General features: G+C 65.4%; 13 protein-coding genes and 1 pseudogene. 8 read left to right on the top strand and 6 right to left on the bottom strand.

Annotation, left to right across the window (positions count from 1 at the left end; translation table 11 throughout):
• Window positions 1–9: 9 nt before the first annotated feature.
• From ACVOME_RS13145 to ykgO, 6 genes and pseudogenes are all read right to left on the bottom strand, one after another.
• Window positions 10–1,227: pseudogene (locus tag ACVOME_RS13145) on the bottom strand (TraB/GumN family protein); the annotation flags it as partial.
• A 4-nt stretch (window positions 1,228–1,231) separates the two neighbouring features.
• The gene (locus ACVOME_RS13140) at window positions 1,232–1,762 is read right to left on the bottom strand and encodes a GNAT family N-acetyltransferase (protein ID WP_065175046.1); all 531 of its coding nucleotides are present in this window, start codon (window positions 1,760–1,762) and stop codon (window positions 1,232–1,234) included.
• A 13-nt stretch (window positions 1,763–1,775) separates the two neighbouring features.
• On the bottom strand, window positions 1,776–2,663 hold the full coding sequence (locus ACVOME_RS13135; RefSeq protein WP_053517744.1) for a carbon-nitrogen hydrolase: 888 nt from the start codon (window positions 2,661–2,663) through the stop codon (window positions 1,776–1,778).
• Window positions 2,664–2,827: 164 nt separating this feature from the next.
• Window positions 2,828–3,865, bottom strand: coding sequence for an agmatine deiminase family protein (locus ACVOME_RS13130; RefSeq protein ID WP_180877199.1), 1,038 nt, complete (start codon window positions 3,863–3,865; stop codon window positions 2,828–2,830).
• 39 nt (window positions 3,866–3,904) lie between these two features.
• Complete coding sequence (locus ACVOME_RS13125; RefSeq protein WP_053517741.1) at window positions 3,905–4,234, bottom strand: hypothetical protein; 330 nt, start codon at window positions 4,232–4,234, stop codon at window positions 3,905–3,907.
• A gap of 146 nt (window positions 4,235–4,380) precedes the next feature.
• Window positions 4,381–4,506, bottom strand: coding sequence for a type B 50S ribosomal protein L36 (gene ykgO, locus ACVOME_RS13120; protein ID WP_005409283.1), 126 nt, complete (start codon window positions 4,504–4,506; stop codon window positions 4,381–4,383).
• A 197-nt stretch (window positions 4,507–4,703) separates the two neighbouring features.
• Between ykgO and cmk the strand changes: the two genes are divergently transcribed.
• From cmk to galU, 8 genes are all read left to right on the top strand, one after another.
• Window positions 4,704–5,381: a (d)CMP kinase gene (gene cmk, locus ACVOME_RS13115; protein ID WP_481505167.1), complete on the top strand. Its 678-nt coding sequence runs from the start codon at window positions 4,704–4,706 to the stop codon at window positions 5,379–5,381.
• 199 nt (window positions 5,382–5,580) lie between these two features.
• Complete coding sequence (gene rpsA, locus ACVOME_RS13110; protein ID WP_053517739.1) at window positions 5,581–7,260, top strand: 30S ribosomal protein S1; 1,680 nt, start codon at window positions 5,581–5,583, stop codon at window positions 7,258–7,260.
• Window positions 7,261–7,345: 85 nt separating this feature from the next.
• Window positions 7,346–7,651, top strand: coding sequence for an integration host factor subunit beta (locus ACVOME_RS13105; RefSeq protein ID WP_053517737.1), 306 nt, complete (start codon window positions 7,346–7,348; stop codon window positions 7,649–7,651).
• Window positions 7,652–7,728: 77 nt separating this feature from the next.
• Window positions 7,729–8,013, top strand: a complete 285-nt coding sequence (locus tag ACVOME_RS13100) for a lipopolysaccharide assembly protein LapA domain-containing protein (RefSeq protein ID WP_111185656.1) — start codon at window positions 7,729–7,731, stop codon at window positions 8,011–8,013.
• Window positions 8,014–8,019: 6 nt separating this feature from the next.
• Entirely contained in the window at window positions 8,020–9,198 is a 1,179-nt protein-coding gene (gene lapB / locus ACVOME_RS13095; protein WP_053517734.1) for a lipopolysaccharide assembly protein LapB, read from the top strand.
• Window positions 9,199–9,201: 3 nt separating this feature from the next.
• A complete protein-coding gene (locus ACVOME_RS13090) occupies window positions 9,202–10,191 on the top strand; it encodes an MraY family glycosyltransferase (RefSeq protein ID WP_065181335.1) in 990 nt (329 codons plus the stop codon).
• A 3-nt stretch (window positions 10,192–10,194) separates the two neighbouring features.
• On the top strand, window positions 10,195–12,105 hold the full coding sequence (locus tag ACVOME_RS13085) for a polysaccharide biosynthesis protein (protein ID WP_053517731.1): 1,911 nt from the start codon (window positions 10,195–10,197) through the stop codon (window positions 12,103–12,105).
• Entirely contained in the window at window positions 12,105–12,983 is an 879-nt protein-coding gene (gene galU / locus ACVOME_RS13080) for a UTP--glucose-1-phosphate uridylyltransferase GalU (RefSeq protein ID WP_164152923.1), read from the top strand. The genes ACVOME_RS13085 and galU overlap by 1 nt, the downstream gene beginning before the upstream one ends.
• Window positions 12,984–13,347: the final 364 nt, after the last annotated feature.

The following is a 13,347-nucleotide window of genomic DNA, read 5'->3' as shown; positions in this document are numbered from 1 at the left end:
GTTCAAAAAACCTGCGACCTTGCCCCACACCTGGAAGCCGGTCAGCCACAGGCCGAGCATGCTGCCGAGATTGGTCAGCATGAACGTCAGCACCACGCGGGTGACCCGATTGCGGTACCAGCCCTTCAACGACTGTGCATCGTCGCGCAGCTGCAGGAAATCCTGGTACGCCGGCTTGCGCAGGCGTGCCTCGACCAGCGCCGAGAACGCGCCGGTGGGAATGCTGAGCCGGAACGGCTTGAACGGGGCGACCACGATCGCCGTGAGAATGCTCAGCGGGTGACTGCCGGCCAGCAGACAGCCGAGGCCGGCCAGGCCGCCGGTGTACATCGCCCACGTGGCCAGCAGTTCGGTGCCCACGCCCAGGCCTCCGCGGTAGAAGCCGACGGCGATGCCGGTGATGACGATGGCAAGGATGCCCAGCGTGAACCACGGGATGTTGCGCTTCTTCGGCACGGCTTCGAGTTCGGCGCGCAACGGTGCCGGTGCATCGGTATCCGTTTCGAGGTATCGCGCCAGGCCTGCCAGATGGCCGGCGCCGACCACCGCCAGCACTTCGCGCTGCCGCGGGTCGTGTTCTTCGCGCAGGCGCGTGGCCATGTAGCGGTCGCGCTCGCCGATGATGGTTTCGTACAGCGCGGGATTCTCGGTCGCGAACTCGCCGAAGCTCGACTCCAGCATGTCGCCCTGCTTGAGCTTCTCGATTTCGTTTTCGCCCACCTCTTCCGATGAGAACAGGCCGGCGCCCAGGCCCGCAACCAGCTTCAGCTTGCCGAAGAAGCCCAGCCGCTGCGAGGCGCGGCGGAAGGTCAGGCCCACCTCGCGGTCGATCAGGTGGACGGGCAGGCCGCGCTCACGCCCCAGTTCGACGGCGCGCTTCAGTTCCGCACCCGGCTCGATGCCGAGCTGTTCGGCCAGACGACGCTGGTAGGCGGAAAGCGCCAGGTTGGCGGCGAACAGGGCAACGCGACCCTTGCGGATCACCTCGACCAGGTCCAGCTTGGCCAACGTGTCCGGATCGCTCAGGGCCTGCAGGCGCTGGGGGTCCAGTTCGACCGCGACGGCATCGAAGCGGCCGCTGTTGATTGCTTTCTCCACCGCCTCGACGCTGGCGTGGGAAACGTGGGCGGTGCCCAGCAGGGTGTAGCGCACGCCGTCGCGTTCAACGACGCGCACCGGCTGGCCGGCGAACAGATCGTCGCCGGTCTCGGGAAGGATTTCGGTCATGGAGTCATTCATTGGAAGGTGCGGTGTCGGCGCCGTCGCCGAGCGCGCGTTGCATCTGCACGGTGTCCAGCCAGCGGCCGTGCTTGCGGCCGAGGCCGCGGAACACGCCGACCAGCTCGAAGCCGAAACGCTCGTGCAGCCTGATCGAAGCGGTATTGGTCGGTTCGCCGATCACCGCCACCATCTGCCGGAAGCCACGTGCGACGCATGCGTCGATCAGCGCCTGCAACAGGCCGGTGCCGACGCCCTGGCCCTGGAACCGTGCATCGACATAGACCGAGTTCTCCACGGTCCACTGGTAGGCAATGCGCGTGCGGTAGGTGTTGGCGTAGGCGTAGCCGGCGACCTGGCCGTCGATCTCGGCGACCAGATAGGGAAAACCGCGGTCGATGATGTCGCGCATGCGGCGCAGCATCTCGGCCTGGTCCGGGATGTCGTACTCGTACGTGTTGACGAAGTCGGTCACTTCGACCGCGTAGATCGCGGTGATCGCGGCGATGTCGGCCGGGCCGGCATCACGGATGAGGACGGCCATGCGCGGCTCCGGTTCAGTCGATGTAGCGCTTGAGCAGATCGCCGTAGGCATCGATGCGGCGATCGCGCAGGAACGGCCAGATGCGGCGCACGTGCTCGCTGCGCTGCAGGTCGACGTCGCATACCAGCACAGCGGCATCGGTGCCGGCTTCGGCCAGGAACTCGCCCTGCGGGCCGAGCACGTGGCTGTTGCCCCAGAACTGGATGCCCGACGCGCCCAGCGGCGAGGCCTCATGGCCGACGCGGTTGCAGCTCAGCACCGGCAGGCCGTTGGCGACGGCATGGCCACGGTGGCTCAGTACCCAGGCATCGCGCTGGCGGGTCTTCTCGTCCTGCACGTCGTCCGGGTCCCAGCCGATCGCAGTCGGGTACAGCAGCAGCTCGGCGCCGGCAAGCGCCATCAGGCGCGCCGCCTCCGGATACCACTGGTCCCAGCACACCAGCACGCCCAGGCGGCCCACCGAGGTGTCGATCGGGGTGAAGCCGATGTCGCCCGGGGTGAAGTAGAACTTCTCGTAGAAACCCGGATCGTCCGGGATGTGCATCTTGCGGTACTTGCCGAGCAGGGTGCCGTCCTTCTCGAACACCACCGCGGTGTTGTGGTACAGGCCGGCGGCGCGGCGCTCGAACAGCGAACCGACCAGCACCACGCCATGCTTCTTCGCCAGCGCACCCAGGCGCTCGGTGCTCGGGCCCGGGATCGGTTCGGCCAGATCGAACTCGTCAACCGACTCGTGCTGGCAGAAGTAGGGGCCGTTGTGCAGTTCCTGCAGCAGCACCAGCTTGGCGCCCTGCGCTGCCGCTTCGGCCACGCGTGCCTCGATCACCGCCAGATTGGCGGCGGCATCGCCGTGGTTGCGCTCCTGGATCAGGGCGACGGTAAGCGGGCTGCGCGAGTTCATGCGGGTGTTCCTGCGGGGGAAAACCCGCATGTTAGCGCGTATGCGATGCCGCAGCGTGTCGGCCGCTGAACAGGTGCACGCAGCCGGTATCGCCGGGCCATGCCCGGCGTACGAACCGAATGCCGCTGTGCTCGCCGGGCGTGGCCCGGCGCTACCGCATCGTGCTACGCCTTCAGCAGGCCTTCCGGCAGCTGCATGGTGATGCAGTGCAGGCTGCCGTTCTGCCAGATCAGCGAGCGGCAGGGCACCTGGACGATCTCGCGGCCCGGATGGGCCTTGGCCAGCACGTCGCGGGCCAGATCGTCGGCCGGATCACCGTACGCCGGCATCAGCACCGCGCCGTTGACGATCAGGTAGTTGGCGTACGAGGCCGCCAGGCGGCGGCCTTCGTCGATCACCGGCTGTGCCCACGGCAGCGGGAACAGGCGGTATGGCTGACCGTCACGGGTGCGCAGCGCAGCCAGCTCCCTGCCCATCGCCTGCAGCTCGGCGTAGTGCGAGTCGTTCTCGTCGTCGCAGGCCTGGTAGACGATGCTGTCCGCCGAGGCGAAGCGGGCGAGGGTATCGATGTGGGCATCGGTATCGTCGCCTTCCAGGTAGCCGTGGTCGAGCCACAGCACGCGCTCCTGCTGCAGCCAGTCGGCGAGGTCGGTGCTCAGGCTGGCGCGGTCACGGTCCGGGTGGCGTTCGTGCAGGCACTTCCAGGTGGTCAGCAGGGTGCCTTCACCGTCGGTTTCGATGGCGCCGCCTTCCAGCGCGAACGGGATGCTGCGCACCGGCGCGTCGTTGAAAACGCCGGCCTGGTCGAGCGCGCCCACCAGCTGATCGTCGAGGGTGGCATCGAACTTGCCGCCCCAGCCGGTGAAGCGGAAGTCCAGCAGCTGGAAACCGCCGTCGGCACGTCGCAGGGTGATCGGGCCCGAGTCGCGCAGCCAGGTGTCGTCGTAGGCCGCCGTGGTGAAGTGCACCCTGTCCATGTCGATGCGGTTGGAGCGCAGCCGCATTTCGGCATAGGTCTCCACATCGTCATCGGCCACGCAGATCAGCACCGGCTGGAAGCGGGTGATCGCTGCAACCAGTGCGATATAGGTTTCCTCCACCTGTCCCAGGCGGTCGGCCCAGTCGGTATCGGCGGTGGGCCAGGCAATCAGGACGCCGCTCTGGGCTTCCCACTCGGCAGGAAAACGAAGGGTCTGGTTCATGGTCTCGCTACACAGGCCCGCCCGGGGCGGGTAAAGGGGTCAACGGATCGGCGGTTTCGGGCCGATTTCGTTCGGGTCCGCCTGGTTGGCCACCACGTCGATCACCTTCTGCTTCTCGAAGTAGACAGTGAACTGTGGGTACACCCAGCGGTTGATGGTCGGCCATTGCCGCTTCTGCCCGCCGCGCGGCTGCAGCTGCTCGCTGGGCGCACCGAACTGGCTCTGCACCTGCTGCATGGACTGGCCACGAAGGGGCAGGGCGCCGGCCGGCTTCTCTCGGGCGCGGTCGACAAGCAGAGTGTCGGCCAGGGCCGGCGTGGCGGCGGCCAGAGTGGCCAGCACGGCCAGGGTGGACAGGTAACGCTTCATCTCGATCTACTCCCCAGTGGTCAAGAAAGGCGATTACAGCAAAATCGGCAGGAAAAAGCCGCATAAACAAAAAACCGCCCGAAGGCGGCTTTTTGCATCGGGTCGGTCCCGCGCGGGACCAGCCGCAGCCACGAAGGCTGTTGGGCTCAGCGCTGACGCGCCTTGAAACGCGGGTTCGACTTGCAGATCACGAAGATCTTGCCACGGCGACGGACGACCTTGCAGTCACGGTGACGGGCCTTCGCCGACTTCAGGGAGGACAGGACTTTCATGGCATACCTCGGCGTAAACAGTAGTTGTTCGGGTGGAGCGTGGCCGCGATATGCGAAAGACAATCGGCAGTTGACGCTCGTTCAAGCCCGCCATTCTACCGGGCTTTTCCTCATGGTTTCAAGTGGTTGCACAAAAGATCCGTCGCGGGGTGTCTGGCAGGGGCTAGAATGCCCCCTTCACACGTACTGGGACCCCCATGAATCCACTCGCTCCCGTCCTGACCATCGACGGCCCATCAGGGGCCGGCAAGGGTACCATCAGCCGCATCGTGGCGCGCCGGATGGGCTGGCATTACCTGGATTCAGGCGCCCTGTACCGGGCGGTGGGCGTGGCCGCCAGCTGGGCCGACATCGATACCTCCGACGCCTCGGCACTGGTGCGGTGCACGTTCGATACCCGTGTTCAGTTTGTTGAACAGGGTGATGCGATGCGGGTCCTGGTCAATGGCAGCGATGCCACCGACGAACTGCGGCTGGAGACCACCGGCGCGCTGGCGTCGGCCATCGCGGCCATTCCCGAAGTCCGGGCGGCCCTGAAAGAGCGGCAGCGCGCATTCAGGGAGCTGCCGGGCCTGGTCGCGGACGGTCGCGACATGGGTACGGTGATCTTCCCGGATGCCCCCTACAAGGTGTTCCTGACCGCCAGTGCCGAAGAGCGCGCCGAGCGCCGGCATAAGCAGTTGAAAGACAAGGGGGTTTCTGTTAACTTTGATGACCTCCTGCGCGAGATCATGGCCCGCGACGCCCGTGATGCTCAGCGTACCGTGGCGCCCCTGAAGCCGGCAGACGATGCCGTCCTCATCGACACCACAGGCATCGGCATCGCAGATGTCGTTGCCCGAGTGATGGATCTGCTTCCGGTTCCGGCTGCCTGATCCGTTCGCGCGGGAGCACTGCCAGCCGCATCGGTGGTGGTCGCGCAATAGCAGTGCTGTACAAGCTCCGTCGCGCAATGATGCGTGGCGGTTTTCCTACTTCACACACGACCTGCTTTTCCGGGGTCGACCAACAGGCGGGCGGTCGCCCATCCCCGAAGGGACGCCACCGACCCATGTGTCCAACAGAGTAAATCTAATGACCGAATCATTTGCCGAACTGTTTGAAGCCAGCCAGGCCAATCTGGCCAAGCTGAAGCCGGGCGCCATCGTCAGCGGTACCGTTGTTGAAGTCCGCGGCGACGTCGTGGTGATCAACGCTGGCCTGAAGTCCGAAGGCATCGTGCCGATCGAACAGTTCCGTAACGACGCTGGCGAGATCGATGTCGCCGAAGGCGATATCGTCAAGGTCGCCCTCGACTCCATCGAGAACGGCTTCGGCGAAACCGTCCTGTCGCGCGAGAAGGCCAAGCGCGCGATGGTGTGGGACGAGCTGGAAGAAGCGTTGGAAAAGAACGAAACCATCACCGGCCGCATCAGTGGCAAGGTTAAGGGTGGTTTCACCGTGGACATCAAGGATGTCCGCGCCTTCCTGCCGGGTTCCCTGGTCGATGTGCGCCCGGTGCGCGATCCGGCCTACCTGGAAGGCAAGGAGCTGGAATTCAAGCTCATCAAGCTGGACCGCAAGCGTAACAACGTCGTGGTCTCGCGCCGCGCTGTCGTCGAAAGCGAGCACTCGGAAGAGCGCGAGCAGCTGATGGACAAGCTGCAGGAAGGCGCGATCCTGAAGGGTGTCGTCAAGAACCTGACCGACTACGGCGCGTTCGTGGACCTGGGCGGTATCGACGGCCTGCTGCACATCACCGACATGGCATGGAAGCGCGTGCGCCATCCGTCCGAAGTCGTGAACGTCGGCGACGAGCTGGACGTGCGCGTGCTGAAGTTCGACCGCGAGCGCAACCGCGTTTCGCTGGGCCTGAAGCAGCTGGGCGAAGATCCGTGGGACAACATCGCCCGTCGTTACCCGGCCAACAGCCGCGTCTTCGGCAAGGTCTCCAACGTCACCGATTACGGCGCGTTCGTCGAGATCGAGCCGGGCGTCGAAGGCCTGGTGCACGTCTCCGAGATGGATTGGACCAACAAGAACGTCAACCCGTCCAAGGTCGTGCAGGTCGGTGACGAAGTCGAAGTGATGGTGCTGGACGTCGACGAAGAGCGTCGCCGCATCTCGCTGGGCATGAAGCAGGTTGCCGCCAATCCGTGGGAAACCTTCGCTGCCACCCACAAGAAGGGTGACAAGGTGTCCGGCCAGATCAAGTCGATCACCGACTTCGGCATCTTCATCGGCCTGGACGGCGGCATCGATGGCCTGGTCCACCTGTCCGACATCAGCTGGAACACCACCGGCGAAGACGTCGTTCGCAACTTCAAGAAGGGCGATACCCTGGACGCCGTCGTCCTGGCCGTCGACCCGGAGCGCGAGCGCATCTCCCTGGGCGTGAAGCAGCTGGAGCAGGATCCGTTCGGCCAGTACATGGCGGCCAATCCGAAGGGCTCCAAGGTCGAAGGCGTGGTGAAGGAAGTCGACGCCAAGGGCGCCGTGATCGAACTGGCCGACGGCATCGAAGGCTACGTTTCGGCTCGCGACATCGCCAACGAGCGCGTTGACGACGCCACCCAGCACCTGAAGGTCGGCGACAAGGTCGAAGCCAAGTTCGTGGGCATGGACCGCAAGGGCCGTACCCTGCAGCTGTCGATCAAGGCCAAGGACGACGCGGAAATGCGCGAAGTGCTGGAGGAATACCAGTCCGCTTCGGGTGGCACCACCCAGCTCGGCGCGCTGCTGCGTGCCCAGCTGAACGGTAGCAAGTCCGAGTAATCGGGCCCGTTGTTCGTTGTTTCCTGGACGGCCCGGGCACTGCCCGGGCCGTTTCAGGCTGAAATGCCCCTGATGTGAGCCGGTGATGACCAAATCCGAACTGATCGAAATCCTTGCGCGCCGTCAGGCGCACCTGAAGGCCGATGATGTCGATCTGGCGGTGAAGTCGTTGCTGGAAATGATGGGCGGTTCCCTCTCTGTCGGGGATCGCATCGAAATCCGCGGTTTTGGCAGCTTCTCGCTGCACTACCGCCCGCCGCGCCTGGGTCGCAATCCCAAGACCGGCGAATCGGTCGCCCTTCCGGGCAAGCACGTTCCCCATTTCAAGCCGGGCAAGGAACTGCGCGAGCGGGTCAGCAGCGTGCTGCCGCTGGACGCCGATCCCGCCTGAGCGTCCCGTCGCGCCACCGCGTGCGAATCCAGCCGCGAGTCGGATAAGCTACGGTCTCCCGCCCCTGGAGCTGTCGCATGAAGGTCTTTCGTCTGCTGGTCCTGCTGGCGGTGCTGATCCTTGGATTGATCATCGGTGCGGTCAACATGACCGCGATGTCGATCAACCTGCTGTTCACCGAGCTGCATACCTCCGTCGGCGTGGCATTGATCGCCGCCCTGCTGGTGGGCGTGGTGGTCGGCGCCGGCCTGGTGCTGGTGAGCGTGGTCGTTCCGCTCTACAGCCAGCTGCGCCGCGCCAACAAGTCCGCTGCCGCGTCGCCGGCACCGGCCGCTTCCCCCCAATCTTTTGACGGACGTTGATCGAAGATGGATTTCGTCACCGAGTGGTTCTGGTTTTTCCTGTTCGTGCCGCTGGCCGCCCTGGCCGGCTGGGTGATCGGACGGCGTGGCGGTCAGCGCCACGGTGACAACCAGGTCAGCCGACTGTCCAGCACCTACTTCCGTGGCCTGAACTACCTGCTCAACGAGCAGCCGGACAAGGCCATCGAGCTGTTCCTGCACATCGCCGAGCTCGACAAGGAAACCTTCGAGACCCAGGTCGCGCTGGGCCATCTGTTCCGTCGCCGCGGCGAAGTGGACCGCGCCATCCGCCTGCACCAGGGCCTGGTCAACCGCAACGATCTGAGCGATGCGCAGCGCGTGCAGGCGCTGCTGGCGCTGGGCGAGGACTACATGAAGTCCGGCCTGCTGGACCGCGCCGAAACCGTGTTCACCGAGCTGGCCCAGCTGGACCAGCGTGCGCCGCAGGCGCTCAAGCACCTGATCGGGATCTACCAGGCCGAGCGCGACTGGGAGAAGGCGATCGACAACGCCACCCGCTTCGAGGACGTCACCGGCGAGCCGATGGGCAAGCTGATCGGGCAGTTCGAGTGCGAGCTGGCCGAACGCTTCCGTGGCGCCGGCAAGCTGGAAGAGGCGAGGGCGGCCATTGCCCGTGCCTACCAGGCCGATGCGATGTCGGTGCGCGCCGGCATCATCGAAGGACGCCTGGAGAGCGATGCCGGCAATCCCGAAGCGGCGGTGCGAGCCTTCGAGCGCGCTGCGCGCAATGACCCGGAGTATCTGCCGGAACTGCTGCCGGCGCTGATGCAGAACTACCGCAAGGTCGGCGACCTGGGCGGCGCCCGCGCCTTCCTTTCGGAAATGACCGAGCACTACCGCGGTATCGCGCCGGTGCTGGCGCTGACCCGGCTGATGGAGGAACAGGAAGGTGTCGCCCCTGCGCGCGCCTATCTGGGCCGCCAGCTCAAGGACCGCCCCTCGGTGCGCGGCGAATCGGCGTTGATCGACCTGACCCTCGCCGAAGGTGCCGATTCCACGGCCACCCTGCACGATCTCAAGCACATCACCGACCAGCTGCTGGTGCGCAATCCGGCCTACCGCTGCACACGCTGCGGCTTCGGTGCGCGCACCCACCACTGGCAGTGCCCGAGCTGCAAGGAATGGGGTACGGTCAAGCCGCTGCTGAACTACGCGGTGCTCTGAATCATGCCCTGGCTCGTGATGGGCGCGCTGCTGGCGTTGGCCCTGCTGAGCGCCGCCCTGACCTGGGCGGCGCGCGGCTACGCGCTGCGCCGGCAGCTGATGGACCACCCCGGGGAACGCCGCAGCCATAGCGTCGCCACGCCACGCGGCGGCGGCATCGCCATTGTCATCAGCCTGCTGGCCACCGCAGCCGTGGCCATGTGGGCGTGGCCGCAGGCCATGCCGAGCCTGCTGGTCGCCGCTGCCGGCCTGCTGCTGGTCGCGGGCATCGGCTGGTGGGACGACCATCGCCCGCTGCCGGCCATGCGCAGGCTGCTTGTTCATTTCATCGCTGCCGGCCTGCTGGCCGGGCTGGTGAAGATCCACGGCGGCAGCTGGCTGCTGGCCCTGCTGGTGCTGTTCTTCACCGCCTCGTTGATCAACATCTGGAACTTCATGGATGGCATCAACGGCATTGCCAGCAGCCAGGCCATCGTGGTCGCGCTGGGGTTCGCTCCGGTGCTGCCCTGGCCGTGGTCATTGCTGGCCATCGCCCTCGGGCTGGCCTGCGTGGGTTTCCTGCCCTTCAACTTTCCGCGCGCACGCATCTTCCTCGGGGATGTCGGCAGCGGAGCGCTGGGCTACGCGGTGGCGGCCGTTGTGGCCGTGGCCAGCCTGCGCACGGACATCAACTGGATCCTGCTGCTGGTGCCGCTGTCACCGTTCCTCGTGGACGCGGGCTTCACACTGCTGGCGCGCATCATTTCCGGACAACGCTGGATGGAACCCCACACCCAGCACGTCTATCAGCGCGCTGTGCAGGCAGGAGCCAGCCACGCCCTGGTGACAGGGATGTACTTTGTTTTGGGCCTATTCAGCATTACAGTGTTCAATGTCAGTTCGAATCTGCAGCCGAGGTGGGAGGCTGTCGTGGCAATTGCTTGGTTCATCACGCTGAGCATGCTGTGGCTCCTCCTGCGCAATGGAATGCGCCTCCGACAAGGAACTCCTTGAAATATGTCTTCACCCTGGCGGGATAGAATCCTCGGCCTGTTGCCGCGTACGGCCATTGTCTGCCACGACCTGTTCATGGTCTGGGCATGCTGGCAGCTGCTCCACGCCGGTCGTTACTCGATCCTGCCGGACGCGCCTGCGCTGCCGTTGTGGAATGTCGATACCACCCTGGTCCTGCTGCTGCAGGGACTGGTGTTCTGGCGCGTCGGCCTGTATCGCGGCCTGTGGCGGTTTGCCAGCGTCAGCGACCTGCTGAACATCTTCAAAGCCAGCTTCATCGGCATGGTCGCCATTGTCCTGGTGCTGATGTGGAAGCGCTTCAACGGCGTGCCGATGTCGGTGCTGGTGATCTATCCCTTCGCGCTGTCGGCCCTGCTGGGTGCCCCGCGCCTGCTGTATCGCGCATGGAAGGACTACCAGGCGCTGCAGTCCGATTCGAGCGCGCGCAGGGTGCTGATCCTGGGTGCTGGCCAGGCCGCCGAAACGCTGGTCCGCGATCTGCGCCGTTCCGGCAATTTCGAGCCGGTCGGCCTGCTCGATGACGCCCCGCACCTGCGCGGCGCGAAACTGCAGGGCCTGCCGATCCTGGGCACGCTGGACGATGCGCCGGCCGTGGCCCGCGAAACCGCAGCCAAGCTGCTGGTCATCGCCATTCCGTCGCTGGACGCCGCCGGCATGCAGCGCGTGGTCGCCATCTGCGAGAGCACCGGGGTTCCGTTCCGCACCGTGCCCAAGCTCAGTGACATCCTGCAGGGGCAGTCGCTGCCGGGCCAGCTGAAGGAAGTGGCGATCGAGGATCTGCTCGGCCGCAAGCCGATCATGCCGGACTGGAACCTGATCCGTGGCTGGCTGGGCGGGCGCACCGTGATGGTGACCGGCGCCGGTGGATCGATCGGTTCAGAACTGTGCCGCCAGTGCGCGCGCCACGGCGCAGGCCGCATCGTCCTGCTGGAGATCAGCGAGCTGCTGCTGTTGACCATCGAAGGCGAACTGCGCCGCAGTTTTCCCGACATCGAGATCGAAGCCGTGCTGGGTGACTGCGGTGACCCCGCAGTGATCCGCCATGCGCTGTCGCTGCACCCGGTCGATACGGCCTTCCATGCTGCCGCCTACAAGCATGTGCCGGTACTGGAACGGCAGCTGCGCGAGGCGGTGCGCAACAACATCCTGGCCACGGAGAACGTCGCCCGTGCCTGCCTGGAGGCACACGTCGAGCACTTCGTGTTCATCTCCACCGACAAGGCGGTCGATCCGGTCAATGCGCTGGGTGCCAGCAAGCGCTACGCCGAGATGATCTGCCAGAGCCTGGACCAGAAATCCACGCATACCCGCTTCGTCACCGTGCGCTTCGGCAACGTGCTGGCGTCGGCGGGCAGCGTCGTGCCGTTGTTCCGCGAGCAGATCCTCAAGGGCGGGCCGGTCACGGTCACCGACCCGGAGGTCAGCCGCTATTTCATGACGATCCCCGAGGCCTGCCAGCTCATCCTGCAGGCGGCCGCCTCGGCGTCGCATGGCGCCATCTACACGCTCGACATGGGTGAGCCGGTGCCGATCCGGGTGCTGGCCGAGCAGATGATCCGGCTGGCCGGCAAGCAGCCGTACAAGGATATTCCGATCATCTACACCGGGCTGCGCCCGGGTGAGAAGCTGCACGAGACGCTGTTCTATTCCGACGAGGACTATCGTTCGACCGCGCACCCCAAGATCCTCGAAGCCGGCGTGCGCGCGTTCTCGCGTGACATGGTGCTCGGCAACGTTCCGAAGCTGCGCGAAGCGATCAGCAGCTACGACATCGACACCATCCAGGAGATCCTGTTCGCGACGATGCCGGAGTTTTCTCCAATCGAACAGGATGCTTACATCTCATCCGCTAAAGTCGTGCCGTTTCCGACACGCGAGGCCAACAGGCACTAATGAGCAAGCGAATTCGTAAAGCAGTTTTTCCCGTGGCAGGGCTCGGGACGCGCTTCCTGCCGGCGACCAAGACGGTGCCGAAAGAAATGCTGCCGATCATCGATCGTCCGCTTATCCAGTACGCTGTTGATGAGGCCATAGAAGCCGGCTGTGACACGCTGGTGTTCATCACCAACCGCTACAAGCACGCCGTCGCCGACTATTTCGACAAGGCGTATGAGCTGGAACAGAAGCTCGAGCGCGCCGGCAAGCAGGAGCAGCTGGAGATGATCCGCCACGTGCTGCCCAACGGCGTGCGTGCGGTCTTCGTGACGCAGGCCGAAGCGTTGGGTCTGGGCCACGCGGTGCTGTGTGCCAAGGCCGTGATCGGTGACGAGCCGTTCGCCGTGCTGCTGCCGGACGATCTGATCTGGAACCGCGGCGACGGTGCGTTGAAGCAGATGGCCGATCTCAATGAGGCCAGCGGTGCCAGCGTGATCGCCGTCGAGGACGTGCCGCACGACAAGACCGCCAGTTACGGCATCGTGGCCACCGAGGCCTTCGATGGCCGCAAGGGCCGTATCTCGCAGATCGTGGAGAAGCCGAAGCCGGAGGACGCCCCCAGCGATCTGGCGGTGGTCGGCCGCTATGTGCTGAGCCCGAAGATCTTCGATCTGCTGGAGCAGACCGGCAGTGGTGCCGGTGGCGAGATCCAGCTGACCGATGCGATCGCGCAGCTGCTGAAGACCGAGCAGGTCGATGCCTACCGTTTCGAGGGCACCCGTTTCGACTGCGGCACGCACCTGGGGCTGGTCGAGGCGACGATCCGCTTCGCGCTGGACAACCCGAAGCTGGCGGGCCCGGCGCGCGAGAAGCTGACGGCGATGCTGGCGGAATAAGGTTTATCAAGCGCTCCGTTCGCGGCGCCTTGATTGATACGTGGTGGGCGGTACGGGTGGGCCTTTGCAGGACACGCCGTAAACCCATCCATGGGGGCTCGATGGCGCCTTGCTCGTGTGCGCTGTCCTGCGCACACGGCAAGACCGGGGTTGGGCGTCCTGCCCAACCCGCCCGAGGCATGCCTCGGGCCCATGGCGCCAACGGTCCTGCAAAGGCCCACCCGTACCGCCTGTCAGATTTCCTGCGGGCGCGGACGGGAGGGGCGGAATCAAAGACAAGAGCAAAAGCAAAAAGGCAGCCATCGGCTGCCTTTTTGCTTGTTGGGGTGAACTACCATTTGCCCCCGAAGGGGTCGGTCCGCCC

It is taken from the genome of Stenotrophomonas sp. STEN008 (assembly GCF_056760435.1).
Note: the sequence above shows the minus strand (reverse complement) of the source record. Positions and strands in the feature narration are given on the sequence as shown.